We start from the raw sequence: 24,815 nt of genomic DNA on the forward strand, positions 1-24,815 counted from the left end.
GAAAAGATTATCGAAACAAGAAACAAGACTACTTTTTTATTTTTCATTTTAAAACTCATCTCTTTTCGTTTTTCGTTTTAATAAAAATTCTTCCCTCCAACTGTACAGTACTGGTACTATAAAGTATGAAGTCACATCTATAATCATTCCTCCAAAAGCAGGAATTGCCATTGGAATCATAATATCACTACCTCTTCCTGTTGAAGTTAATACTGGCAACAAGGCTAAAATAGTAGTTGCTGTTGTCATTAAGCATGCTCTAATACGTTTGTTTCCTCCGTGTAATGCAGATGCTCGAATGGCTTCGATTGTTTGAGGTTTATCTCTTTTAAAGGTTTGCGTTAAATAAGTTGCCATTACTACACCGTCATCGGTTGCAATTCCGAACAATGCAATAAACCCTACCCAAACAGCAACACTCAAGTTAATTGGATGCATTTGAAATAGCTCTCGCAAGTTTTCTCCAAATACACTAAAATTTAAGAACCAATCTTGCCCGTACAACCACATCATAATAAACCCTCCTGCAAAAGCAATAGTAATTGCAGTAAATACCATTAACGAAGTAGCTAATGAACGAAATTGAAAATACAGTATTAAAAAGATAATCATCAATGCTAATGGCACCACAATCGACAGTGTTTTTTCTGCTCTTAACTGATTTTCATAAGTTCCTGTAAATTGATAGGATATTCCTTTCGGAACAACTAATTCTCCTGAATCTATTTTTTGTTGAATTACATTTTGAGCAGTTTCTACAACATTTACCTCAGCAAAACCATCTAACTTATCAAACAACACATACCCGATTAAGAAAGTATCTTCGCTCTTAATCATCTGCGGTCCTTGCTCATAACGAATCGTTGCTAATTCACTTAGCGGAATTGGAGCTCCTTTGGCTACTGGCACATAAATATTTTCTAAATCCGTTGGATCGGAACGTAATTCTCTTGGATAACGAACTCGAATTCCGTAACGCTCTCTTCCTTCTACCGTTTGTGATAATTGCATACCTCCTACCGCTACTTTCAACACATCTTGTACCGTTTGAATAGCAACTCCGTAGCGCGCTAATTTTTCTCTATCAATATCAATTAACAAATAAGGTTTTCCTACAATTCTATCAGCAAAAACAGCTTCTTTTTTAACACCTTCAACCTCTTTTAAAACTCCTTCAAGTTCTACTCCAAAAGCTTCAATTTGTTTTAAATCTTGTCCTTTTACTTTGATCCCCATTGGAGCTCGCATTCCTGTTTGTAACATTACCAATCGAGTTTCAATAGGTTGTAATTTAGGTGCCGATGTTACTCCTGGCAACTTGGTTACTTTTACGATCTCGTTCCAAATATCGTTTGGAGATTTGATGTGCGGACGCCAGTTACGATAAAACTCTCCATCTTCATCGGGAATAAGTTCCTTATTTGCATCAATAGATTGCCACGCTTCACCATATTTCGCTCGTAATGACATTCCTTCTTTCAGTATAAAATCACCATTTTCATCAACCTTAAATCGCTGGCGTTCTCCATCAGAATTTAATGCATACTCAGGCTTATAGTTAATCACATTTTCATACATTGATAAAGGCGCGGGGTCTAACGCTGAATCTGTTCTTCCTGCTTTACCAACTACCGTAGCTATCTCTGGTATGTTAGCAACCGCCATATCTAACTGTTGTAATACTCGTTTGTTTTCCTCTACACCTGAATGAGGCATAGAAGTTGGCATCAATAAAAATGATCCTTCATTTAACGAAGGCATAAACTCTTTCCCTGTATTTTTAAAAATTAAGAATCCACTAGTTAATACTGTTAGCGGGATGGTTAAAAACAGTAGCTTATTATTCAATGCCCATTGTAATATCTGATTGTAATATTTTTGAAGTAAACTGAAAAAGCCTAACAATCCGAAACAAATAAGCGCTACAAATAAAAGGTTGGTTACAATACTTTTATCTACTCCTAAAGGTCTCCAGTATTCTGCTAACAAACCTACAATTGCTAATGCAGATATAACGATATTGATGGTATTTACTGAAAATGAAAAGTGAAAAGTGAAAAGTGAAAAACTAACCTTTGTTTTTCCTAAATAGTTACTCCAAAATTGTACAGCTCCAAAAGCTACTAATACAACTCCTAGCCAACTTCCGTAAAAAACAGCTGTAATACCTAATACTATTAAAACTCCATTTATAAAATACTTAAAGTTTTTTGTCAACTCTTTTTTCTTGAATAAGACAGCTGCAAATGGTGGTATTAAAAACAATGCTACTATAATAGCTGCTATTAAAGCGAAAGTTTTGGTAAATGCTAGTGGGCGGAATAATTTTCCCTCAGCACCAATCATGGTAAATACTGGAATAAAACTAATAATAGTTGTCATTACTGCAGTTACAATTGCTCCTGAAACTTCTGCTGTTGCATTGTAAACTAATGTATTTATCGGTAATTTATTCTCGTCCTTTTCTAAATGACTTATAATATTTTCGGAGAGTATAACCCCGACATCAACCATGGTTCCAATGGCAATAGCAATTCCTGATAAGGCTACAATGTTTGCATCTACTCCAAAGGCTTTCATTGCAATAAAAACCATCAACACTGCCACAGGTAATAATCCTGATATTAATACAGAGGCTCTTAAATTGAAAACCATTACAACAATTACCAAAATGGTTATTAGTATTTCCAACGTAAGTGCTTCATTCAACGTATCTAACGTTTCATGAATCAACTCTGTACGATCATAAAACGGAACAATAGTTAATTGAGAAGTTCTACCATCTTTTAACTCTTTACTTGGTAAACCTGCACTTAACTCTTTAATCTTTGCCTTTACATTTGTAATTACTTCTAAAGGATTTGCTCCGTAACGAGCTACCACTACACCTCCTACTACCTCAGCACCTTCTTTATCTAAAATCCCTCTACGGGGTTCAGCTCCTAACGATACTTTTGCGATGTCTTTTATTCGTATTGAAGTATAATCTTTAGCAGTTACTACAGCATTTTCAATATCTGCTATAGACTTTACATATCCTAAACCACGAACTAAATATTCTGCTTGATTTATTTCTATCGTTTGCGCTCCAATATCTTGGTTACTTTGTTTTACTGCCGCTACAATTTGTTGTAAACTGATATTGTATTGACGCATCAATTCTGGCTTTACGTCTATTTGGTATTCTTGAACATAACCTCCTATTGAACTTACTTCAGACACACCGTTTGCAGATGAAAGCGCATATTTCACATAGTAATCTTGTACACTACGTAATTCATGCAAATCCCAACCACCAGTTACATTTCCCTCTTCATCTCGTCCTTCTAATGTATACCAAAAAATTTGACCTAATCCTGTTGCATCTGGTCCTAAAGACGGACTTACTCCTTCTGGCAATAAATTACTTGGTAATGAATTTAGTTTTTCTAGAATTCTTGAGCGACTCCAGTAAAAATCAACACCTTCGTCGAAAATGACATAAATACTAGATAATCCAAACATAGAAGAACTTCGAATGGTTTTTACTCCTGAAATCCCTAACAAAGATGTTGTTAATGGATAGGTTATTTGGTCTTCTATATCTTGTGGTGATTGTCCATCCCACTTTGTGAAAACAATTTGTTGATTTTCCCCAATATCTGGAATGGCATCAACCGCTACAGGATTACTTGGTAAAAAGTCTGTATCTAAATTAAATGGTGCATTTACAGTTCCCCATCCTACAAATAAAACGAGTAATATAACTGCTACCAGTTTATTTTCTATTAAAAATTTAATGCTTTTATTTAGCATAAAAAATGATTTTAAACAATTAAACATTGATGTTAAAAAAACATCGAATACGACAAATCATCCTAATGAGTTTCTCTAAAGGATAACTAGTTATTGTTTAAAAATCATATTAAATATACTTCATCAAGTACATGAATGTCCTTGATGACCAGTGGAGGTGTATAATCTTTAAAAGGAATTACTTTATTGTGAATTCCTTCAAATAAATTAATATAGCTATAGTAAAATGAAGCTATAAAGACTTGTTGATCAAAAGATAGTTGATCCAAAGATGTAATCTTTAAAGTATCTTGACCTTCAACTACTGAAGCCACATCTTGACAACAATTCTTTTTCATCACTGAACAGTCTTCAGATTTTGTTTCTTGCTTCATATCCATTCCACAAGATTCAGCCTTTACAAAATAGCTTGTACCCACTAACATGTCTCCACAAAAGTGACTATTAACGGTAAATGACATTGTAGATAACAACACTACAAAAGCTATTACAATAGATGCTATTTTATGAAATACTTTTTTCATTTTACAACACAAAAGTACAAAAAATTAAATTTCAAAAACTTAAACAATCCTTAAAACCACTTTTTGTATTTAAAATACCCTAACATAATCAACACTGTAAGCAAGATAACTCCCCACATTACAAAATACCCACTACGGTACCTAAGTTCTGGTATATACTCAAAGTTTGTCCCATATATACCCGCTATAAAAGTAATAGGAATAAATATTACTGAAAATATGGTTAGTATTTTCATAATATCATTCAAACGATTATTTACATTCGTTGAATATACCGTTAATTGCTCACTTAACATGTTTTTATAATTTTCAACTGAGTCATAACTTCGTTGTACTAAATCATGTAAGTCATTAAAAAAAGGTTGTTCCTTTTTAGTAATTAATTCTGTTTTTAAAGCTTTAAAGTTATTTATTGCTTCTCGGGCTGGTCTTATTGCTTTTCTAAAGTAATTAAGTTCTATTTTATATTTATTAATTTCTTGTAATATATTTTTATTAGGTTGAAGTAAGATTTTATCTTCTAAATCTTCTACTTTTTCTCCAAAGGTTTCCATTAAGAAATTATAATTATCTACAATTACATCTAATAAACAATACTTTAAATATGTTACGTTATAACTCCTAACTCTTCCTTTTTTATTACGCAACCTTTCTCTTACCGGCTCAAAAACATCTCCCTTTCGCTCTTGAAAAGTAATAAGTATATTTTTCAATAAATACATAGAAACCTGTTCTGCCTCTAACTGATGCTTCTCTTTATTCAAAAACATCATTTTGATGCTCGTAAAAATATAATAATCCTCTATATCTACTCTTGGTCTTTGATCGGTATTTACTACATCTTCCAAAACAAGTGTATGGATGTCAAACAACTCCCCAACCTCTCCTATTAAATCCACGTCATGTAAGCCATCTATATTAATCCAAAGTCTCTTGTATTTATTTATATAGTTTTCTAATTCATTTATTGCTTTTAACTCAACTTCTATAAACTCAGTTTCATCATACCCTATTAATCGGATTCTTGTATTTTCTTCTTTTTGACTGCCTACAAAAACTGGACTTCCAGGAATTACATGTTTTGTATTTTTTTGTTTTATTATAAATCGAGTCATAATTTATTTTTAAGCAAGTTTTAATAGTTTATGCAACTTTGCCAAAATTATGAGTTCTGACTTATTTTTTCCAGCATAGGCATCAGAAATTTCGTGTGACGCCGCTAAAAGATCATGAATTACTTTTTTTGAAAATTCTTTTTTATGTGCCAAATAGTAAGCCTTAAAGTTTTCATAGGCTTCTTCAGAAGTTATTTTTTCTTTAATTAATCCTCTTATAGTCTCATAAATTAGTTCGCTATCAGATTTATTTTCTGAAGTAGACCAATTTATTTCTACTCTTTTAACAATGCTTCTTTTTTCTTCTACAGTCATATTCTTATCGGCCATAGAAACTGCATAGAACAGGTTAGCTATACATTTATAAAACTCTTCCGTAAATTTCATAATTAAGTTATTTCTGGTAGTATTAATATAGGAATTTTACTGTTGAATGCTGATTTTTTTATTACATTTTCTTCTAACAATCGGTTAAAAAAATTATACTTATGGTTTATTAAAACCAATAACTCGCTTTCTGTTTCTTCTATATGATTTTCTAAAGTTAATGTCTCAGAGTCTTTCCAATCTATTTTTTTATATTCAACATTTAATTCATGGAATAATTCTCTCAATTTCACTTTATTCCTTTGCTGATTTTCTGATAAAAAACTTTCCTCTGAAAGATTCACAACTTCTAACATACATTTTTTAATTGTGATTAAATTAATTAAAAATTGTAATTCTTTCACTGTAAACAACCTTTTGTAGTTTGTTGAAAATACAATTTGATGTAATGGTTTATACTTATAATTCATAGGAACCACAAGTATTGGACATTTGTTAACTACATTAATCATTTTCATGGTATTTGTACCAATAAATGTTTCTGCTAAACTTTTTGCTCCTTTTGTACCCGTAATTACTACATCAATATTCCTCTCTTCAATTGTTTTAGTAACCGCTTTTGTTAATGAGTTTGATGCTACAACATACTCATAATTAAAACTGGTATTCTCTCTTCTTAAGACTTCAATTAGGTATTTTAATTCATCTTCAATTTCATTATCCATTTCATTAAACCATTTTTCATTTTCTTCGTCGCTCAATAATTCTGATGGTTGACTTACATACACATCTAATAAATAAATAGTTACCTCAACACCTTTAAACAGTTGTTTTGTGTAATTTAAAGCATTAATAGCTGCTTCTGAAAAATTATAGGGTATTAAAACATTCTTCATAACGATATATAATTATGGTTTTCAATCAAATATAATTTTTTATTTTGAGATTATATTTAAAAAACCAGAAGTATATTTGTATAAAAATATAATAATGAAAAATCGCTTTCTAGAGTTATCTATATACAATCCTTTTTTACAATTCTTGCTTTTGACAGCTTCATTATTTTTTTTAATTCATGTAACAAAAAAGTTAACTAGATCTTACATTGTAAAAAATGCTATTGAACCTCATAGGAGAAAACTGATACTAAACCTAAGTTACTTTTTATATTACACATTAGCTCTCTTTATTTCTTTAATTATTTTTGGTATTAATTTTAAAGAAGTAATTGTTTTTGCATCTTCAATACTTGCTGTACTTGGGGTTGGTTTCTTTGCCCAATGGTCTATCTTATCAAACCTAACAGCTAGCATCATCTTATTTTTTTATCATCCAATGCGTATAGGTGATACTATAAAAATTATTGATAAAGACTTCGATTTACAAGGTGTGGTAAAAAACATTACAGGTTTTTACGTTCTTTTATACATGCCAGAAGAAAAGAGAGAAATAACTATCCCTAATACTATTATTCTTTACAAAGGAATTGAGTTAATAAAAAGGCAAAACAACACTTAACACACTACACAACAAATATTTAAAAAAAATAAAAAAAAGTTTGTTGTATTAAAAAATAGTTTACATTTACGGCATCTTATTATATAAGTCGAATGTTACGTTTTACTTATTTCGGTAATAACTTTTACGGGAAGATTAAGGGTTATTTAGTGTTTTGGAAACACAACGAAAAAATTAAGGATTCTTCCATTCCTGAATACTCTCTACCACTGAATTTTTATAAACAGTGCGGTGATTGCTTAGCTTTAAGAGTCTAACTATTCATATTATTTTGGTTTAACAATCTTGTTTGTTATAACAACAACAATGATACTTGTTATACAATTTATTTAAAAAAGTTTTGGCGCATGCCTTAACTGCTTTTTGAATTATCTATCTGTACTCAAAAAACAGATACAACTAAAAATAATAATGAATACTAAATATAAAGACTTAATAGAACAAACGTTTGATTTTCCTCAAGAGGAGTTTCACACAGAAAACAACAACTTATTTTTTCATGGTATTGACTTAATGCAATTAGTCAAGCAATATGGTGCGCCCTTAAAGTTCACTTATTTACCAAAAATATCAGAAAATATAAATAAAGCTAAAGCTTGGTTTCATAATGCTATTGAAAAACACAATTACAAAGGAAACTACAATTACAGCTACTGTACTAAGAGTTCTCACTTTAAATACGTATTAGATGAAGCTTTAAAAAATAATATTCACATCGAAACATCATCTGCTTTTGATATTGACATTGTAAAGTCATTAAAAAAAGAAGGAAAGCTAAGTGATGATGCTTTTGTGTTGTGTAATGGTTTTAAACGCGATCAATACATCGCTAATATTGTTAGTCTAATTGATGGAGGGCATACAAACTGTATTCCAATCATAGATAACTATGAAGAGCTAAATTTACTTTTAGAAGAAACTAAAAGTAAATTTAAAGTAGGAATTCGTATAGCTTCTGAAGAAGAACCCAAGTTTGAATTTTATACTAGCCGTTTAGGTATTGGATACAAAAATATCGTATCTTTTTACGAGCGTGAAATCGCTAATAACCCTCAAGTTGAATTAAAGATGTTACACTTCTTTATCAACACAGGTATTAGAGACAACGCATACTATTGGAACGAATTAATGAAATGTTTAAATGTGTACATCAAGCTTAAAAAAGTTTGCCCAACCTTAGACAGTTTAAATATAGGTGGAGGTTTCCCTATAAAAAACTCATTGGCTTTTGATTACGACTATGAGTATATGGTAGACGAAATTATAAACCAAATTAATGTCGCTTGTAAAGAGGCAGGTGTAAATGTTCCTAATATTTTTACAGAATTTGGAAGTTTTACTGTTGGAGAAGCTGGAGGTGCTATTTACGAAGTGTTATACCAAAAGAAACAAAACGATCGTGAAAAATGGAACATGATTAACTCATCTTTCATTACCACCTTACCAGATTCTTGGGCTATTAATAAACGTTTTATCATGCTTCCTCTTAACAAATGGAATCATAGGTACGAACGTGTTTTATTAGGCGGTTTAACTTGTGACAGCGATGATTATTACAATTCTGAACAACACGTAAACGGAATATACCTACCTGTATACGAAAAAGAAAGCCCTTTATACGTAGGCTTTTTCAATACGGGAGCATACCAAGAAACTATTGGTGGTTTTGGCGGATTACAACACTGTTTAATCCCAACTCCAAAACATATATTAATTGACATAAACGAAAACGGTGATTTAACCACCAAACTATTTAAAGAACAACAAAAGAGTGAAGAGCTATTATCAATTTTAGGATACTAGTAAAAAATATTAAGATGAAAAAAAGAAATTACGCAGGAATACCTGACCAATACGCTAAATTAGAAAATGCTAAAGTAGTACTTATCCCTGTTCCTTACGACGGAACTAGTACTTGGCAAAAAGGAGCTGACAAAGGTCCTGAAGCTTTTTTAGATGCTTCAGAAAACATGGAGTTGTACGATATAGAAACTGACAGTGAAGTATATAAAGAAGGGGTTTATTTAGCGGATGCTGTTACAGAAGATTCTTCTCCAGAAGCTATGGTAGAAGCTGTGCATGCAACAACTAAAAAATTTATTAATAAAAATAAGTTTGTAACACTTTTTGGTGGAGAACATTCAATTTCTATCGGTACTATCCGTGCTTTTAACGAATGTTTTAACAACCTTACTGTTTTACATATTGATGCACATGCCGATTTACGCAAGGAATATGATGGTAGCTCTTGCAATCATGCTTGTGCTGTATACGAAGCGAGTCAAACAACTAACTTAGTACAAGTAGGTATTCGCAGTATGGACATATCAGAAAAGTCATCTATGAATATGGATAAAGTCTTTTTTGCACACGATATGGCTGTAAATGAATACTGGATGGATGAAGTTATTGATCAATTAACAGGTAATGTTTTTATTACTTTTGATTTAGATGCTATTGATCCGTCGCTATTACCAAGTACAGGAACACCGGAACCAGGAGGATTATTTTACTATGAAACCCTAGAGTTTTTAAAAAGAGTGTTTACTGAAAGAAACGTTGTTGGCTTTGATATTGTGGAGTTATGCCCTAACGAAAATGAAAAATCATCAGACTTTTTAGCAGCTAAGTTATATTATAAAATGTTGAGCTATAAGTTTTCTTCTACTATGGAAGATGAAGAAGATTACGATGATGACGAAAGCTCTCCATTTAACAAATTAGCGAAGTTTAAAAACGACGACGACGATTACTAAAATGCACTTACAAACAATTGCATATCATCTTGAAAGACGAATAGCACTAAGTGCTATTCGCTCTCAGTTTGAATCGTATGAGTTAGTAAAAAGAGAACATTCTTTTTTACTATATAAAATCACAAACAATTCATACATCTATATAAAAGATTATGGAAGTGTTGTTTTTATGAACTGTACAAATGATTTAATTAATCAAATTGTTAGTTTTTTAATTAATAAAGAAAATTCAAATATCAACAACTTGCCCTCAGAAAAATATAATATCACTTTTTCTGATACTATAGAAGTTGATTTCGGAACTATTCAAATTAAAGAATTAAATGATGATGTAGCACATATCATTATGCTTAACCTAGCACAATCGGTAGCATTGATGAACTATGTAAACAAAACATCTGATTTGCACGATAAAACATTAGTGTATTCAAAGCAATTAGAAAAGACAGGAAGTTTTAAACTTTCTAAAATTCAAATGCGAAAATTTATTGGTAAAACCTTAAATTTAAAAAATAATATTGCTGAAAATTTATTTGTTTTTGACTCACCAGATGTTGCTTGGAATAACAAAGACTTGTCTGATTTAGATTATAAACTAAAAGATGAATTAGATATTTTAAAACGTCATCAAGGAATAGAAAATAGTTTAAACGTAATTAAAGAAAATTTAGATTTATTTAACGATATACTACAACATAAGTACAGTAGCATGCTAGAATGGATCATCATTCTTCTAATTCTTTTTGAAGTAGTACAGGTAATTATTGAAAAGCTAATTTAAAAAACACAAGGGCTTATAAAGTTATTACTTCTAGCATTAAAGAAGCAGTTTTATAAGCTTAAAAAAATAATAAGATGAACAAACCTATAACAAATTTTATAGAAAAATACTTTTTACACTTTAATGCAGCTGCACTAGTAGATGCTGCCAAAGGGTACGAAGCACAATTAGAACAAGGCTCTAAAATGTTAGTATCTCTAGCAGGAGCCATGAGTACTGCAGAATTAGGAAAAATTTTTGCAGAAATGATTCGTCAAGACAAAGTACACATCATTTCTTGTACAGGAGCCAACCTTGAAGAAGACATCATGAATTTAGTAGCGCACTCTCATTATAAAAGAGTTCCTAACTACCGTGATTTAACTCCACAAGATGAGTGGGATTTATTATTAAAAGGATTAAATCGTGTTACAGACACTTGTATTCCTGAAGAAGAAGCTTTTAGACGCCTACAAAAACATATTTTTAAAATCTGGAAAGATGCAGAAGAAGCTGGCGAACGTTATCTTCCTCATGAATATATGTATAAACTATTATTATCTGGAGTTTTAGAGGAATATTATGAAATCGATTTAAAAGATTCGTGGATGTATGCAGCAGCAGAAAAGAACTTACCAATTGTTGTTCCTGGATGGGAAGACAGTACTATGGGAAATATTTTTGCCTCTTATGTAGTAAAAGGAGAGCTAAAAGCATCAACTATGAAGTCTGGTATTGAATATATGACCTTCTTAGCTGATTGGTATACTGAAAACTCAGAAAACGGTATCGGGTTTTTCCAAATTGGTGGTGGAATCGCTGGAGATTTTCCTATTTGTGTAGTACCAATGCTATATCAAGATTTAGAAAGAGAAGACACTCCTTTCTGGAGTTATTTCTGTCAAATTTCAGATTCAACGACTAGCTATGGTTCTTACTCAGGAGCTGTTCCTAACGAAAAGATTACTTGGGGGAAATTAGACATCGATACACCTAAGTTTATTATAGAAAGTGATGCAACTATCGTTGCTCCATTAATATTTGCCTATTTATTAAAAATGTAGCCTTATGAAGAGAGTTATTGTAGACTATGCCAAGTTAACTACTGATATTCTAGATTTATTGGTAGAAAGATATCCTGATGGATATGATCATTCAGATATTATTTCCTTTAAAAATAGTAAAGGAGAAACAATAAAAGCGGTAGAAGTAAATACCGAAGATACTCTTTTTTTAGTAAAAATAAGTTCTCAGTTACAACAGTCAATGGAAGACCATGAAACCGACGATGAAGAAAATGACGATACCTTTGATGAAATTGAAATAGCTGATGACTTTGATAATGAATAAATAGTAAACTGTATTTAAACCATGGCTTATTATAACTCACAACAAACAGTTACATTAGTCGGCGTTTATCAAGGATATACAAACGGCTATTATGTTTTTGAATTAGAAAATGGAGATATTATTGATTTTGAACAAATCAACAAAAAGAATCTTGAACATTTAGACTTGAAATCATCTAATTATAAAAACAAAAGTTTTGAAATTACGTACAAAGAAATTTTTGATGATGTAGACGATGAAGATCTTGTAATTTTTAAGTTAGAAAAATTACAGTTACTTTAAAAAACAAATCCCATTCTGTTTAGAATGGGATTTTACTTTTTATAGAATGTTTAATATCAATTTATACTGATCTAAATCAATTTTACCACTAAAAATTTTTATAGTTTTAGAAATAATTTCTTCTGCTTTTTCTTGTGAAAAACCGAGTTGAATAGCATATCGTAAAATTAATTTTAATTCTGCTTCATCAATTTGATGGTCTGAGTAAATTATTTTAAATAAATCTAACAAACGTTCTAACCTATCATCAGTTTTTGCTTGGGGCATTACAGGGTGTTTTTGTGAGTTTTTTATTATTTCATTATACTCATCTTCTGTTATATCTAGTTTCCTAGCAAAACGATTTATTAATTTTTCTTCATCTTCATTTAAATCTCCATCAACAATGGCTAAATTAAAAATAGCATTAAAATGCGCTACATTATTTCTATGTTTGCTTGATTCATATAAATCTACAATACTCATAATTATTTTACTTTTTTTATTGATTGTAATATAGGTTCTTCAATATCATCATCTGATTTTTTATACTCATATATGATTTCAAATTCTTCCTCTAAAAACTTATTATCTTTTAAATTATACATTTTTAATATTTTATCTGATATAGTTTCAAAAGTTACTACATCTTCATCTCCTTCTTCGTTTATAAACGAAAAAGTAAAACCATATTCATCATAGCCTTGAAAAGTTGCTAAAGTTTTAATAGGGTTTGTAAATTTATATTGTTTTGTAGTAAAAGATAAACTTGCTCCCACAAATAAAATAAAAACTGTTTTTATTATAATGTTTCTCATTTTCTTTAAAATTATAGTTATTAAACTTTTTCCTTGGATATTAACCACAACAAGTCCAAGCTTCTTTTAGCAAAAGCTACTCTTTAGCTTTGCTCGTGGTGTTAAAGAAAATGATATTACATAAGCGTTTATTTATCTATATAAAGATACATTATTTTTCATTCTTTTTTACTTTATCTTTATTTTTTTTAGTTAAAAAAACAATAATAAAAAGACCTTAAACTTATAGTTTAAGGCCTCTTCGTCTAACCAAACTTAGTATAAAAACTAACTACTACTATTTTTAAAAATTAAATAACTTCCCTTTACAAGCTTTAGGCAAAAAAGAGAAGTTATGCATTTAAGAGGTAATATCTTTTAAAAAATTATATTCTTTTATTTTGCTTACATTATTATGACACTATATTTTTAATTTGGTCACCTAAAAACATAAAAAAAACTCAAAATAAATTTTGAGTTTTTAATATAAATATTTTCTAAGTACTATTCTGTGCTCTGGTATAGACTTATCGTAATTTTCTATCAATAGCTCCAGTATTTCTGGTGGCTCCTTCCCTATACTCTTTTTTGAGCTGTATTTTGATACGTACAAGTTATATTGTGAATCTTTTTTTTCAAAAATTAAAAAATGTTCTTTGTTCAGTTCCGAAAAACTTATTTCGTTTTCTTGAAACGTTCCTGAGTTATCTTTTAAAAAACCTGAAAATTCGTAATACCTAAAAATGTTCTCCATTCTTATATTATCTCTGCTGATAAACCTAATTCTAATAATTTAGAGCATCTTGGTTCTAAATCTTTATACTCTCCTGTTTTAACCGAACACTTACCTTTATAATGTACTAAGATAGTACATTGTTCTGCCTGCTCTAATGTATGATCACATACAGTTACAAGGCTATCAATTACAAAATCAAAAGTATTTACATCATCGTTATGCAAAACAATTTCATGCTTTCTTGTTTCATTTAATAAAACATCAAGCTCTTCTTGAATTTTTTCTATCGTACTCATTTGTTTTATTTTTGATACTGCAAAGCTACCCAATTATTTCTTTTTATGGTATCTTTTAATGTTAAACTGTACTTAGAAACCTCATTATCAATCACTGGAATATCTTCACTATAAAATCCACTTAATAATAAAACTCCTTTTTCAGTTAAGCAACTCGTGTAGGTTTCCATATCATTTAACAAAATATTTCGGTTGATATTCGCTATAATAACATCATATTTTTTCCCTTTTAATAAAGATGCATCTCCTTCATAAACCGAAATATGTTTACAGTTATTTCTTTCTACATTCTCTAATGAATTCTCATAACACCAAGCATCAATATCTATAGCATCAATAGGTTGTGCTCCTTTCATTTCTGAAAAAATTGCTAAAATCCCTGTACCACACCCCATATCTAGTACTTTTTTACTCGCTACATCTAAATTAATCAAATGTTGTACCATCATGTATGTAGTTTCATGATGTCCTGTACCAAAACTCATTTTTGGCTCAATAACGATATCGTACTTCAAGTCAGGGTTTTCATGAAATGGAGCTCGGATACTAACCAAATCGTCTACTTGAATAGGATTAAAATTCTTTTCCCATTCTTCATTCCAATTCGTTTGTTCTATCTCTTTGTGTTTATAGTCAATTGAAAACTCTTCTGAGTTTAAAACAAAAACATCATTTAAAATATCTTTATTCCAATCTTCTTTTTGGATATATGCTATAACTCCATTTTCATTTTCAACAAAACTTTCAAACCCTAAGGCACCTAACTCAGCGATTAGAATTTCTGTAGTTGGTTCTTTTGGTGTTACTTCAAAAGTATATTCTATATAAATATTGTCCATTAAATTGATTTAATTATTGCTGCAAAATCTTCAACTTTTAATGCCGCTCCACCTATTAAACCTCCATCAACATCTGGCTTAGAAAAAATTTCTTTAGCATTGGCTGGTTTTACACTTCCTCCATACAAAATTGAAATGGTATCTGCTATTTCTTTTCCATACTCTTTAGCAAAAATTTCTCTTACAAAAGCATGCATTTCTTGTGCTTGCTCTGATGAAGCTGTTTCTCCTGTTCCAATAGCCCAAACTGGCTCATAGGCTAAAATAATATTCTTAAAAGCTTCTTCTTTTAAGTGGAACAATGCTTTTTTAACCTGACTTTCAACCACCCCAAAATGATTTCCTGACTTTCTATCTTCTAATAATTCTCCAAAACAAAAAATTACTTCTAATCCGTTCACCAAAGCAGCATCTACCTTTTGAGCTAATAACTCATCCGTTTCACCAAAGTATTCTCTACGTTCAGAATGCCCCAAAATTACTATGCTAACACCTAAATTTGTTAGCATATCTGCTGAAACCTCTCCTGTGAACGCTCCACTTTTAGATTGATGCATGTTTTGTGCGGCAACTTCTACAAGTGATTCTTCAGTGTTTTTTACTGCTGACTCTAGGTTTACAAAACTAGGAGCAACTATCACTCTAGTACCTTCTTCTAAACCAGTTTTTACTTCTTCCTTTATTCCCTCAATTAATTCTTTTGCTTCATCAAGGTTTTTATTCATCTTCCAGTTACCTGCAACTATTTTTTGTCTCACGTGTGTTATTTTTTCTGGTTATTGATTTTATGTTTGCAAAATTACATTTTTTCTAGGCTTTAACGAATTAATTTATCCGACACCTTTGACGATTTAAATATCTCAATACTTCCTTCTTCATCAACAATTAAAAATCGTGGAATTGTTTTTAGTTTTAAAAACTTTCCAAGTTCACCTTTACCTTTCTTCTGAATGTAATAGTGCTGTCCTTTAACAGGAATACTTTCTAAACCTCTTTTCCAATCATGGTACGAATGGTCTACCGATAAAAACACATATTCAAATTGTGAGTTTTTCTTTTGAAACGAAAGCACATCTTTAAAGCTCTTTTGACTATAGGGACAATAGGTTGCAAATATTTGTACAAATATCTTTTTGCCTTTATTTCGCTTTAAGACTTCCTTAAATGAAATTGACTCTCTTTCTAAAGTTAGTAATTCTTCATTCAAAGATGTTTCAGTAAAATGTTTTGGCTGAAAAACAGCGCAACTTGATAAAAAAACTATGATTGTTAATAAAAAAAATGTTCTCATTTATTGTAATCTTATTCGAGGGTCTAACCAGCTATATAAAATATCTACTATAATATTTATGATTATAAATAACGTAGCCACTACTAAAACAGCTCCCATAATTACGGGTAAATCAAGAGTATTTAGCGAGTTTACTATTTCTTTTCCTAATCCGTTCCAGTTAAAAATATACTCTACAAAAACCGCACCTGCTAACATAGATGCAAACCATCCAGAAATTGCTGTTATTACTGGGTTTAATGAGTTTTTTAAGGCGTGCTTTTTTATTACTTGATACATCGTTACCCCTTTTGATTTTGCAGTTCGTATGTAATCTTGACTCAGCGTTTCTAACAACGAGTTTCGCATTAACTGAATTACTACTGCTAACGGGCGAATACCTAACACTATTGCTGGTAGTATTAAATTTTTCCATTGAATATGCATTCTTTCACCAAAATCATCTACTTCGTACAAACTTCCAGTCATTTCTAAACTTGTGTACTTGTGTAATACAAAACCGAATAACCAAGCAAATAAAATTGCCGAAAAGAAAGAAGGAACACTCATTCCTAAAGTACTAATGACTGCTATGATTCTATCAAAAAATGTATCTTTAAATAAGGCTGAAAAGACTCCTAAAATAATTCCTAAAATTAAAGCAATGGTTATGGCTACCACCGCTAGAATTGCTGTATTGGGTAACGTTTCTTTAATTACTTCGGAAACATTTTTTCCATTTTTTTGAAATGATTGACGTAAATACGGCGTTTTTACAACCACCTCTATATTTCCTATAGAAAATAAGTGTTGCGCATTGTATTTTTCTTCTAATAAAAAGGTATAATCATCTGTGTTTTTACTATGAAACGACAACGGAGAAACATCATTCAAATAATACAAATATTGCGTGAATACAGGTTTATCAAATCCGTATTTTTTTCGAATATTTTGTAGTTGTTCGGTGTCTTCTCTCTGATCTAACATCATACGAGCTGGATCACCGGGTAAGATATTAAACAGTAAGAATATTACAGTAACTACCCCAAACAGTGTTAAGAATCCATAAAAAATTTTGTTAACGATATATTGAAACATATATAACAAAGATAACAGAAACTGCTAAATTTATGTACTTTTGCCTAACTTTTACAACAACACATGACAACACAACAACTTGTATCTGAAATTCAAAAAAAGAAATCATTTTTATGTATTGGATTAGATGTTGATTTAAACAAAATTCCAGCACATTTACTTCAAGAGGAAGATCCTATTTTTGCCTTTAATAAAGCTATTATTGATGCTACTCACCATCTTTGTGTAGCTTACAAACCTAATACTGCTTTTTATGAAGCTTATGGAATTAAAGGCTGGAAATCTCTTGAAAGAACGATTAATTACTTAAACGAAAAACACCCTGAAATTTTTACCATTGCTGATGCTAAGCGTGGTGATATTGGTAATACTAGTACCATGTATGCAAAAGCTTTTTTTGAAGACTTAGCTTTTGACTCGGTAACGGTTGCTCCATACATGGGAAAAGATTCTGTTGAACCTTTTTTAGCTTTTGAAGATAAACATACTATTATGTTGGCTTTAACTTCTAACCAAGGCGCTTTTGACTTCCAAACAAAAACTGTTGATGGTAAAGAGTTATACAAACAAGTAATTGAAACTTCTAAATCTTGGAAAAACTCACAGAATTTAATGTACGTAGTTGGCGCTACGAAGGCTGAATATTTAGCTGATATCAGAAAAATTATTCCTGAAAGCTTTTTATTAGTTCCTGGGGTTGGTGCCCAAGGAGGTAGTTTAGAAGAAGTTTGTAAATACGGGATGACTAAGGATACTATAGGCTTATTAATTAATTCTTCTCGTGGAATTATTTATGCTTCTAACGAGAATGATTTTGCTGAGGCTGCTGCTGCTAAAGCTAAAGAGTTACAACAACAAATGGAAAATATTTTAAAATAAAAAAAGCCAAGGTTAATGAGTCCTTGGCTTATGATTAATTCAAATAACTACATTAAATGAAAACAAAAATTTAATGTAATTAGTTTCTTATTCACAACTCTTTTAGTTTTGGTCACTTGGTGTTATATTTGGATTCGCATTAATTTCTGCTTGAGGAATTTTAAAAATCCAGTCATCATTTAAAGAAGGTTTTTCTACCTGATAAGCTCCTTGGTAGAGCACTGCAGAGGCTCCAGAACCTCCATCAGCGGCATGATCTATACCTTCATCCCAGCGGATTTTATCTGTATATCCAAACCCTTCTCCCCATAATTCTACTCCTCTTTGAAACTTAATATGATCCATTAAAGATTCTTGTGTGTTATATATAGTTACATCATAAGCACTATCACGTTCTTCTCCTAAAGGTTTTAAAGCTGCTTGAGCCCCAGCAATATCATTCATCATTGCCTTAGCTTCAGCTTCAATTAAATACATTTCTGAAGCACGCATATAAATTACATCATCAGGATCAATAGATCCTGGGTTTTTTTGCTTCAGCTTAAAATGCATGTACGGATGTGTATTATGACCAGAAACTAACCCATATTCAGACTTAATACTTATAATAGCTGCATCAAACTCTTCTTCTGTGGTATATAAAGGGTTGGTATTATTCTCCCAGCCACCTTCTCCATTTGCTGCTGAAGTATTTGAATTTGGCGCATCTGGTAAAAAAACATCTTTTCTATAATCTGTATTAGGAATTGCATCTACCAATCTTCTATCTGCTATTTTTGGATTATTTCTAATTTGACTTCCATTAAAAGTATTGCTAGCTAAATAAAAGTATGAGCGGAAAAATGTCGTCTCCGTATCTATTACGTTGCTTCCCCAAATAACTTCAGACAAATTATTTGTATTAAAACCTGATTTCCAATCTGATTCATTCATTAATGGATAATTTTGACGTGCAGCTACTGCTGCATCAGCAGCTGTTTGCCAGTCCCCTTTAGAAAGAGCCCATCTAGCTTTTAATCCATACGCTACATCTATATTTAACTGAGACTTTACTTCTGGCCCTCCTGATGGTCTTGATGATCCGTTTTCAAAAGCACTAATAGCAGCATCTAAATCTTGTCCTATTTGATTATAAACCTCCTCAACTGTTGATCTTGGCTCACTAGTAAATGGTGATTCTGAAGAAAAAAGTATAGGCACACCAGGATCTGTGCTAGGGTTACCTATCAAATATCCTCGACCATAATGTTGCACTAAAGATAAATACGCATAAGCTCTATACGTATAAGCTTGCCCTAAAATTGTATTTAATGTTGGAGTTTCTGTCAAGTTTCCTTCTAAAATCCCATTAATCAACAGGTTCGCATGCAAAATAATGTTATATCTATGATACCATAACAATTCATTTGTTAGCGATGTTGGTTGTGTATGTGAGTTCCATTGCATTGCATCTCTCCATGACAAATTATTAGCGCTAGCACTATGAATAAGTCCTCCTGACAAATTATCTCCTAACGGAACCCAATAATGGTTATTTGCCCTTGCTGTGTTACCACCTGGAAATATATCTTGAGACTGAGAATACAATCCTCTATGCACTCCATCAAGAACTAATTGCATATTTGTTTCGTTAGCTAACGCATCAGATGCAGAAATAGCATCTGTTGGGGTTCTTTCAAGAAAGTCTTCTTTACAAGATGTTATCGAAATAAGAATAACAGCTATTAATAAGTATTTTAATTTATTTAACATAATGATTTTTTTTTAGAATGAAACGTTAATACCAAAAGAAATAATTCTTGGAGGTGAAAAATCATCACCAGGTGATACTCCTGATAAGTCATATTGAGGATCTAAACCTTTTCTCTCACTTTTTAAGAATAAATTCTCTCCAGATAAATTAAACCTAATATTATCCATTTTAAGCGCCTCTACAACTTTTTTATCTAATGTATAACCTATGTTAACATTTTTTAATGTCCAGAAAGAAGCATCAGTTAAAAACCTGTCTGATTGAGTTCTAACCAAATCAGGATTTCCATTTTCCAATCTCGGAACATTTGTAATATCTCCAGGTTGTCTCCATGCATTCAATATATCTGGATGCAAAGATCTTCCATAACTTCCACTATGCATCATAGATGAATATGCGTTGTCTAACACTTTTCCACCTACACCATAGGTAACTAAAAAATCAAAAGTGAAATCTTTATATGTAATTTTATTTAAAATTGAACCTAAAAGATCTGGTACTGAAGAGTCTCCTGTATAGGCTCTTTCTGTTTCTTGCCAATCGTTTGTCGTTTCTATGTTTCCATTTGCATCTAAAACAGGAACACTTTCTCCATTCTCATCTTGTTCATACATATAGAACAACTGATCTCCATTATCAGGGTCTACACCAGCTGTCCTTAGTAAAAAGTAATCAAACCTAGACCTACCTTCAGCCCAACGTTTTGATCCATTTATAAATGGATCTGGTAATTTTGTGATTTCATTTTTGAATGTAGAAGCTTGTAATGTTAAGTCCCATTTAAAATTTTCTTTATTAAAAAGATGAGCTGTTAATCCTACTTCCCAACCTGAATTAAACATATCTCCTGCGTTTACCGGAACTTCATTCAATCCATTACTTGGTGCAATAGGCAAAAGGTAAAGTAAGTCTGTTGAATTTTTCTTATAATATTCTACAGAACCATCTAAAAAGTTATCGAACAGCGCAAACTCCAATGCTACATCAAAATTCTCAATGGTTTCCCACTGCAAATTAGCATTACCAATATCTGTAAAAATAATTGCTGGATTAGCTGCATTGGATGTTATTGAAAATCGAGCTTGTGATAAGTATTCATCTAACAAATCATCATTACCTACTTCCCCATATGAAGCTCTTAACTTTAATCTGTTTATAAAAGATACATCTTTCATAAAGCTTTCTTGATCAATACGCCAAGAAGCACCTACAGAATAAAAAGTACCCCATCTTTTATCCATATCAAACACAGAAGATCCATCGCGTCGAACAGAACCACTTAGATAATATTTGTTATTATAGTTATAATTCGCTCTAAAAAAATACCCTTCAATGGCCTTATCAAAAGTTGCACCATCTAAATCAACAATATTTGAAAAGTTAGCAAACTCAAAAATTCCATTAGCTGCTTGTATTGTGGCTAGCCCTTCTATATTAGAGAGAGTTCTTTCAAAGCTCTCATGTCCCGCAAGTAATTCTAAATTATGATTACCAAAACTTTTAACATAAGTCAAAATTTGATTAAAGTTTTCTACTTCTCTTCTTCCACGGTCTTCACTTAGCCTTCCATCTGGCTGAGCATCTCCAATAATTGCATTTTCATATTCTCTCTCAAATAACTCATTAATATCTCTACCGTAAGTTACTTTTAAGTTAAGTCCTTCTAAAAGTTTAATATCTCCATAAAACCTAAATCCATAAGTATTATCCTTATCTCTCTCATTATTAAGTAACAATTCTTGAAGTGCATGACGACCTTGGTTAGTGGGTCTGGAACCTATATTATATTCAGCATACCCTTCTCCATTATCAAAAACAGGATTTCCAAATTCGTCTCTTACAATATTTCCTTGTAAATCATTCACATATACTGGATAGATAGCCCCCATACCTAATGCAAAACTAAATGGGTTAACAATACTTCCTGTTCCTGCTGAACTTGGACCTCTTGCTTCAGTAAGCGCAATATTCGCACTACCTCCAATTTTGATACTCTCACTTACATCAAAATCAGCATTTAACCTTGCTGTTATACGCTCAAAACCAGATGTTACAACATAACTCTCTTCATCCAAGTATGACGCTGAAAAATATACTGTATGATCATCACCTCCTGCTGATATACCTACATTGTAGTTATTTCTAATTCCAGTTTGTTGTAGTTCATCAAACCAATCAAGACTCTTATATATAACACTTGCATTAGGATTTAACTTTCCATCCACTCCAACTATTTGATCATTTGGCACATCAAACGGATTATAACCTAATTGATTATAAATATTTGCACTAGCAAATGCAGGGTCACCTCCACCAGCACTAGAATTCTTCAGAGCCTCCCACATAACTTCATAATACTGACCTGGCGACACTTGGTCATATGCTTGAACACCGTTTGCCACAACTCCAGATTGAGCAGTAAGGTTAACTCTTACTCCGCCTTTCTTTCCTTTTTTGGTGGTAATAATTACAACTCCATTAGCAGCTCTTGAACCATATAATGATGTAGAAGAGGCATCTTTTAGTACTGTAAAAGACTCTATATCTTCTTGATTTATTGTATTTAACTCTCCTTCATATTGAATACCATCCACTATAAATAAAGGGTCAGTATCTCCATTTAATGTACCTACACCACGAATTACAATATCTGGTGATGCTCCTGGACCTGCAGATGATGTAAATTGTATACCTGTTGCACGACCTTCAATAGCTGCAATTGGAGAAGTTACGTTACGTGTGGCTAAATCTTTTACACCTAAAACACTCGCTGAACCTGTAAATGCTTCTTTAGTAGTAGTCCCATAAGCTACAACTACCACTTCGTCTAACAAGTTAGCGTCCTCTTCCATTTTAATATTTAAAATAGAAATTACTCCAACTGTTCTTTCGATAGTTTTAAGCCCTACAAAACTAAAAACAAGTATATCTCCTTGGTTTACTTTTATGGCATACTTCCCATCAAAATCTGTTTCAGTACCTTTATTAGTACCTTTTATAATAACACTAACTCCTGGTAGTGCTCCAGTTTTATCAGTTACTGTTCCTGTAACCGTTTTTTCTTGTGCTAATATTGACATATTTACAAGTATTAATATTAGCAATAGGTAATTTTTTAATTTCATAAATTAAAATTTTTAAACTTAAAACTCTCACTACAAGAGCCTTAAAATTGATATCTTATAAAATTAAAAAAACAATAAAATAAAACTAAAAAAACTATAATTTTAACATAAAAAAAGTTAAAAAAATAACAAAAAAAGATAAAAGAAGATAAAAAACAACAAAACAACTATTTATAAAACAAAAAAAGCCAAGGTTAATGACTCCTTGACTTTATAATAATTAATTCAAATAATTACACCAATGAAAACAAAGTTGGTATAAGTTACAGCAAATGTATTAAGCTTAACTTTTCATTATTATAACTTTGATTTGAATCACCCCTTTTTTGAACTGAAAAACTACTACTTTAATATGAAAAGGGCTGAGTTTAAACTCAGCCCTTTCTTTTTAGGGGAATATCTAAATAAAATTACTTAAGTAATGGATTTGAATCTACTGCTCTAGTTGGGTAAGGTAAAATATAAGAAGTTTTCCCTTCTAATTTCAAATCTTCCCATCTTGTCCATTCAAATGACATCTCCAAACGTCTTTCTTCTGCCAATGTTAAAGAAGATTTTCTAGCCGCTTGCAATTCATCCAATCTTGTTGTATTTCCTGCTTCTGCAGAGATCAAATACATCTCAGCAATTCTAGAAACCAATAAGTCAGAATTGTCTTCTGTTTTATATTTCTTTGAATATATATAACCGCCATTAGCTTCTTTACCATCGAAATCAAATAAAATCTTGCGAGTATCTTCTCCTTTAACTAGAGCTGTTAAATCATCTGCTGCTGCAAAACAGTTCCATGTTCTAGCCTCTGGACTCATAATCCACCCCCAAGAGCCAACCTCTTCTGCTTTATTACCTTTATACATAAAGATAACCTCTGGATCTCTTTCTAAAGGGTTCGCCGATAAAGCAAACTTTCCTGATGTAATTAATTCTTCAGCCTCTACTCCAGCTGCTGCTATATTTCCTTGTACTCTATAAACCCTTGCTAAAAGAGCAGAAGCTGCTTCTTTTGTAGGAGTCTTTTGACTTTCTAACAAACTAAGTCCGTTAAAGCTTACACAATTTTCCTTTGCATATTTTAAATCTTCAACGATAAAGTTTAATACATCCTCTTTTGAAGATGGTGCAATAGGTGTTCTATCATAATTTTCATCAATTAAAGGAACTCTTTCAAACATATCATATAATCTTAAGTAACTTAAAGCTCTATTATAACGTGCTGCTCCTTTTTGTGCTTCATTTGCTGAAGGTACTTTTAAAATAGTATTAGCTCTATCAATACCTGCATAATAATCTGCATAGAAATAACTTAATAAAATGTCACCAGCAGGCACTTTATTTTCATAAAAGTTCTGCACTTGAAACCACTGAAACTTAACAGGCTTATAGTTGTCTCCCATAATTTCAGTATTCATGATAGCGAAATACCCATACTGATTAGGGTGTCTCATTTTTTTATACAGCCCTGTTAATAGCTTGTCTACATCTTCTGTTGCTAAGTTTGCATTTGCATCTAAAGATGCTTCAGAAGGTATATCTAACTGATCGCTACAAGATGTAGTTAAAGCCACAAACAGCCCAATGAAAAGTATTTTTGAAATTTTTTTAATCATCTTCATTTT

24 protein-coding genes are annotated in these 24,815 nt (G+C 31.4%); 8 read left to right on the plus strand and 16 right to left on the minus strand.

Translation table 11 applies throughout. The features are described from left to right. Nucleotides 1–48 precede the first annotated feature (48 nt). From ABMY20_RS01270 to ABMY20_RS01290, 5 genes are all read right to left on the minus strand, one after another. On the minus strand, nucleotides 49–3,795 hold the full coding sequence (locus tag ABMY20_RS01270; protein WP_349264440.1) for an efflux RND transporter permease subunit: 3,747 nt from the start codon (nucleotides 3,793–3,795) through the stop codon (nucleotides 49–51). A gap of 104 nt (nucleotides 3,796–3,899) precedes the next feature. Continuing rightward, complete coding sequence (locus tag ABMY20_RS01275) at nucleotides 3,900–4,331, minus strand: hypothetical protein (RefSeq protein WP_349264441.1); 432 nt, start codon at nucleotides 4,329–4,331, stop codon at nucleotides 3,900–3,902. 38 nt (nucleotides 4,332–4,369) lie between these two features. Beyond that, nucleotides 4,370–5,434 carry a magnesium/cobalt transporter CorA gene (gene corA / locus ABMY20_RS01280; protein ID WP_047788425.1) on the minus strand — a complete coding sequence of 355 codons (1,065 nt, stop codon included), beginning with the start codon at nucleotides 5,432–5,434 and terminating at the stop codon, nucleotides 4,370–4,372. A 9-nt stretch (nucleotides 5,435–5,443) separates the two neighbouring features. Beyond that, complete coding sequence (locus ABMY20_RS01285; RefSeq protein ID WP_047788426.1) at nucleotides 5,444–5,821, minus strand: hypothetical protein; 378 nt, start codon at nucleotides 5,819–5,821, stop codon at nucleotides 5,444–5,446. 2 nt (nucleotides 5,822–5,823) lie between these two features. Then, nucleotides 5,824–6,657 (minus strand): universal stress protein, encoded by an 834-nt coding sequence (locus ABMY20_RS01290; RefSeq protein WP_073181576.1) that lies wholly within the window; start codon nucleotides 6,655–6,657, stop codon nucleotides 5,824–5,826. 94 nt (nucleotides 6,658–6,751) lie between these two features. Between ABMY20_RS01290 and ABMY20_RS01295 the strand changes: the two genes are divergently transcribed. The 7 genes from ABMY20_RS01295 to ABMY20_RS01325 all read left to right on the plus strand — a co-directional run bounded on the left by ABMY20_RS01295 (nucleotide 6,752) and on the right by ABMY20_RS01325 (nucleotide 12,427). Beyond that, nucleotides 6,752–7,279, plus strand: coding sequence for a mechanosensitive ion channel domain-containing protein (locus ABMY20_RS01295; protein WP_047788428.1), 528 nt, complete (start codon nucleotides 6,752–6,754; stop codon nucleotides 7,277–7,279). Nucleotides 7,280–7,690: 411 nt separating this feature from the next. Further along, nucleotides 7,691–9,082: an arginine decarboxylase gene (locus ABMY20_RS01300; RefSeq protein ID WP_349264442.1), complete on the plus strand. Its 1,392-nt coding sequence runs from the start codon at nucleotides 7,691–7,693 to the stop codon at nucleotides 9,080–9,082. Nucleotides 9,083–9,096: 14 nt separating this feature from the next. Then, the gene (gene speB / locus ABMY20_RS01305; protein WP_125343535.1) at nucleotides 9,097–10,035 is read left to right on the plus strand and encodes an agmatinase; all 939 of its coding nucleotides are present in this window, start codon (nucleotides 9,097–9,099) and stop codon (nucleotides 10,033–10,035) included. A 1-nt stretch (nucleotide 10,036) separates the two neighbouring features. Next, on the plus strand, nucleotides 10,037–10,816 hold the full coding sequence (locus tag ABMY20_RS01310) for an RMD1 family protein (protein WP_053056642.1): 780 nt from the start codon (nucleotides 10,037–10,039) through the stop codon (nucleotides 10,814–10,816). A 74-nt stretch (nucleotides 10,817–10,890) separates the two neighbouring features. Further along, nucleotides 10,891–11,859: a deoxyhypusine synthase family protein gene (locus tag ABMY20_RS01315; protein WP_047788431.1), complete on the plus strand. Its 969-nt coding sequence runs from the start codon at nucleotides 10,891–10,893 to the stop codon at nucleotides 11,857–11,859. A gap of 4 nt (nucleotides 11,860–11,863) precedes the next feature. Then, on the plus strand, nucleotides 11,864–12,145 hold the full coding sequence (locus ABMY20_RS01320) for a hypothetical protein (protein WP_047788432.1): 282 nt from the start codon (nucleotides 11,864–11,866) through the stop codon (nucleotides 12,143–12,145). Between the two features lie 21 nt (nucleotides 12,146–12,166). Beyond that, nucleotides 12,167–12,427 carry a hypothetical protein gene (locus tag ABMY20_RS01325; RefSeq protein WP_047788433.1) on the plus strand — a complete coding sequence of 87 codons (261 nt, stop codon included), beginning with the start codon at nucleotides 12,167–12,169 and terminating at the stop codon, nucleotides 12,425–12,427. 39 nt (nucleotides 12,428–12,466) lie between these two features. Here ABMY20_RS01325 and ABMY20_RS01330 read toward each other — a convergent pair whose 3' ends face one another. The 8 genes from ABMY20_RS01330 to ABMY20_RS01365 all read right to left on the minus strand — a co-directional run bounded on the left by ABMY20_RS01330 (nucleotide 12,467) and on the right by ABMY20_RS01365 (nucleotide 17,442). Next, entirely contained in the window at nucleotides 12,467–12,892 is a 426-nt protein-coding gene (locus tag ABMY20_RS01330; protein WP_047788434.1) for a hypothetical protein, read from the minus strand. 2 nt (nucleotides 12,893–12,894) lie between these two features. Then, the gene (locus tag ABMY20_RS01335) at nucleotides 12,895–13,224 is read right to left on the minus strand and encodes a hypothetical protein (RefSeq protein ID WP_156166988.1); all 330 of its coding nucleotides are present in this window, start codon (nucleotides 13,222–13,224) and stop codon (nucleotides 12,895–12,897) included. A gap of 460 nt (nucleotides 13,225–13,684) precedes the next feature. Next, the gene (locus ABMY20_RS01340) at nucleotides 13,685–13,957 is read right to left on the minus strand and encodes a hypothetical protein (RefSeq protein ID WP_047788436.1); all 273 of its coding nucleotides are present in this window, start codon (nucleotides 13,955–13,957) and stop codon (nucleotides 13,685–13,687) included. Nucleotides 13,958–13,959: 2 nt separating this feature from the next. Then, entirely contained in the window at nucleotides 13,960–14,235 is a 276-nt protein-coding gene (locus ABMY20_RS01345) for an ATP-dependent Clp protease adaptor ClpS (RefSeq protein ID WP_047788437.1), read from the minus strand. A 5-nt stretch (nucleotides 14,236–14,240) separates the two neighbouring features. Beyond that, a complete protein-coding gene (prmA, locus tag ABMY20_RS01350; RefSeq protein WP_349264443.1) occupies nucleotides 14,241–15,074 on the minus strand; it encodes a 50S ribosomal protein L11 methyltransferase in 834 nt (277 codons plus the stop codon). Continuing rightward, complete coding sequence (gene tpiA, locus ABMY20_RS01355; RefSeq protein ID WP_349264444.1) at nucleotides 15,074–15,832, minus strand: triose-phosphate isomerase; 759 nt, start codon at nucleotides 15,830–15,832, stop codon at nucleotides 15,074–15,076. The genes prmA and tpiA overlap by 1 nt, the downstream gene beginning before the upstream one ends. Before the next feature lie 59 nt (nucleotides 15,833–15,891). Beyond that, complete coding sequence (locus ABMY20_RS01360) at nucleotides 15,892–16,365, minus strand: thioredoxin family protein (protein WP_159489905.1); 474 nt, start codon at nucleotides 16,363–16,365, stop codon at nucleotides 15,892–15,894. Further along, nucleotides 16,366–17,442 carry an ABC transporter permease gene (locus ABMY20_RS01365; RefSeq protein WP_349264445.1) on the minus strand — a complete coding sequence of 359 codons (1,077 nt, stop codon included), beginning with the start codon at nucleotides 17,440–17,442 and terminating at the stop codon, nucleotides 16,366–16,368. It lies immediately after the preceding gene. Between the two features lie 63 nt (nucleotides 17,443–17,505). Here ABMY20_RS01365 and pyrF point away from each other — a divergent pair, with 63 nt between their 5' ends. Further along, nucleotides 17,506–18,321: an orotidine-5'-phosphate decarboxylase gene (pyrF, locus tag ABMY20_RS01370; RefSeq protein WP_349264446.1), complete on the plus strand. Its 816-nt coding sequence runs from the start codon at nucleotides 17,506–17,508 to the stop codon at nucleotides 18,319–18,321. 102 nt (nucleotides 18,322–18,423) lie between these two features. Here the strand turns inward: pyrF and ABMY20_RS01375 are convergent, their stop codons facing one another. From ABMY20_RS01375 to ABMY20_RS01385, 3 genes are all read right to left on the minus strand, one after another. Beyond that, nucleotides 18,424–20,073 (minus strand): RagB/SusD family nutrient uptake outer membrane protein, encoded by a 1,650-nt coding sequence (locus tag ABMY20_RS01375; protein WP_349264447.1) that lies wholly within the window; start codon nucleotides 20,071–20,073, stop codon nucleotides 18,424–18,426. Between the two features lie 12 nt (nucleotides 20,074–20,085). Then, entirely contained in the window at nucleotides 20,086–23,154 is a 3,069-nt protein-coding gene (locus tag ABMY20_RS01380) for a SusC/RagA family TonB-linked outer membrane protein (RefSeq protein ID WP_349264448.1), read from the minus strand. 455 nt (nucleotides 23,155–23,609) lie between these two features. Continuing rightward, nucleotides 23,610–24,806 carry a RagB/SusD family nutrient uptake outer membrane protein gene (locus ABMY20_RS01385; protein ID WP_349264449.1) on the minus strand — a complete coding sequence of 399 codons (1,197 nt, stop codon included), beginning with the start codon at nucleotides 24,804–24,806 and terminating at the stop codon, nucleotides 23,610–23,612. Between the last annotated feature and the right edge of the window lie 9 nt (nucleotides 24,807–24,815).

This window comes from Tenacibaculum sp. SSH1-16, from assembly GCF_040104435.1.
GTDB classification, from domain to species: Bacteria; Bacteroidota; Bacteroidia; order Flavobacteriales; family Flavobacteriaceae; genus Polaribacter; species Polaribacter mesophilus.

What these genes read in the sequence shown, in the direction of transcription:
- ABMY20_RS01270 (WP_349264440.1), bottom strand. Translation starts at nt 3,795, where the DNA reads ATGCTAAATAAAAGCATTAAATTTTTAATAGAAAATAAACTGGTAGCA.
- corA (WP_047788425.1), bottom strand. Translation starts at nt 5,434, where the DNA reads ATGACTCGATTTATAATAAAACAAAAAAATACAAAACATGTAATTCCT.
- ABMY20_RS01285 (WP_047788426.1), bottom strand. Translation starts at nt 5,821, where the DNA reads ATGAAATTTACGGAAGAGTTTTATAAATGTATAGCTAACCTGTTCTAT.
- ABMY20_RS01290 (WP_073181576.1), bottom strand. Translation starts at nt 6,657, where the DNA reads ATGAAGAATGTTTTAATACCCTATAATTTTTCAGAAGCAGCTATTAAT.
- ABMY20_RS01295 (WP_047788428.1), top strand. Translation starts at nt 6,752, where the DNA reads ATGAAAAATCGCTTTCTAGAGTTATCTATATACAATCCTTTTTTACAA.
- ABMY20_RS01300 (WP_349264442.1), top strand. Translation starts at nt 7,691, where the DNA reads ATGAATACTAAATATAAAGACTTAATAGAACAAACGTTTGATTTTCCT.
- speB (WP_125343535.1), top strand. Translation starts at nt 9,097, where the DNA reads ATGAAAAAAAGAAATTACGCAGGAATACCTGACCAATACGCTAAATTA.
- ABMY20_RS01310 (WP_053056642.1), top strand. Translation starts at nt 10,037, where the DNA reads ATGCACTTACAAACAATTGCATATCATCTTGAAAGACGAATAGCACTA.
- ABMY20_RS01315 (WP_047788431.1), top strand. Translation starts at nt 10,891, where the DNA reads ATGAACAAACCTATAACAAATTTTATAGAAAAATACTTTTTACACTTT.
- ABMY20_RS01320 (WP_047788432.1), top strand. Translation starts at nt 11,864, where the DNA reads ATGAAGAGAGTTATTGTAGACTATGCCAAGTTAACTACTGATATTCTA.
- ABMY20_RS01325 (WP_047788433.1), top strand. Translation starts at nt 12,167, where the DNA reads ATGGCTTATTATAACTCACAACAAACAGTTACATTAGTCGGCGTTTAT.
- ABMY20_RS01330 (WP_047788434.1), bottom strand. Translation starts at nt 12,892, where the DNA reads ATGAGTATTGTAGATTTATATGAATCAAGCAAACATAGAAATAATGTA.
- ABMY20_RS01335 (WP_156166988.1), bottom strand. Translation starts at nt 13,224, where the DNA reads ATGAGAAACATTATAATAAAAACAGTTTTTATTTTATTTGTGGGAGCA.
- ABMY20_RS01340 (WP_047788436.1), bottom strand. Translation starts at nt 13,957, where the DNA reads ATGGAGAACATTTTTAGGTATTACGAATTTTCAGGTTTTTTAAAAGAT.
- ABMY20_RS01345 (WP_047788437.1), bottom strand. Translation starts at nt 14,235, where the DNA reads ATGAGTACGATAGAAAAAATTCAAGAAGAGCTTGATGTTTTATTAAAT.
- prmA (WP_349264443.1), bottom strand. Translation starts at nt 15,074, where the DNA reads ATGGACAATATTTATATAGAATATACTTTTGAAGTAACACCAAAAGAA.
- ABMY20_RS01360 (WP_159489905.1), bottom strand. Translation starts at nt 16,365, where the DNA reads ATGAGAACATTTTTTTTATTAACAATCATAGTTTTTTTATCAAGTTGC.
- ABMY20_RS01365 (WP_349264445.1), bottom strand. Translation starts at nt 17,442, where the DNA reads ATGTTTCAATATATCGTTAACAAAATTTTTTATGGATTCTTAACACTG.
- pyrF (WP_349264446.1), top strand. Translation starts at nt 17,506, where the DNA reads ATGACAACACAACAACTTGTATCTGAAATTCAAAAAAAGAAATCATTT.
- ABMY20_RS01375 (WP_349264447.1), bottom strand. Translation starts at nt 20,073, where the DNA reads ATGTTAAATAAATTAAAATACTTATTAATAGCTGTTATTCTTATTTCG.
- ABMY20_RS01380 (WP_349264448.1), bottom strand. Translation starts at nt 23,154, where the DNA reads ATGTCAATATTAGCACAAGAAAAAACGGTTACAGGAACAGTAACTGAT.
- ABMY20_RS01385 (WP_349264449.1), bottom strand. Translation starts at nt 24,806, where the DNA reads ATGATTAAAAAAATTTCAAAAATACTTTTCATTGGGCTGTTTGTGGCT.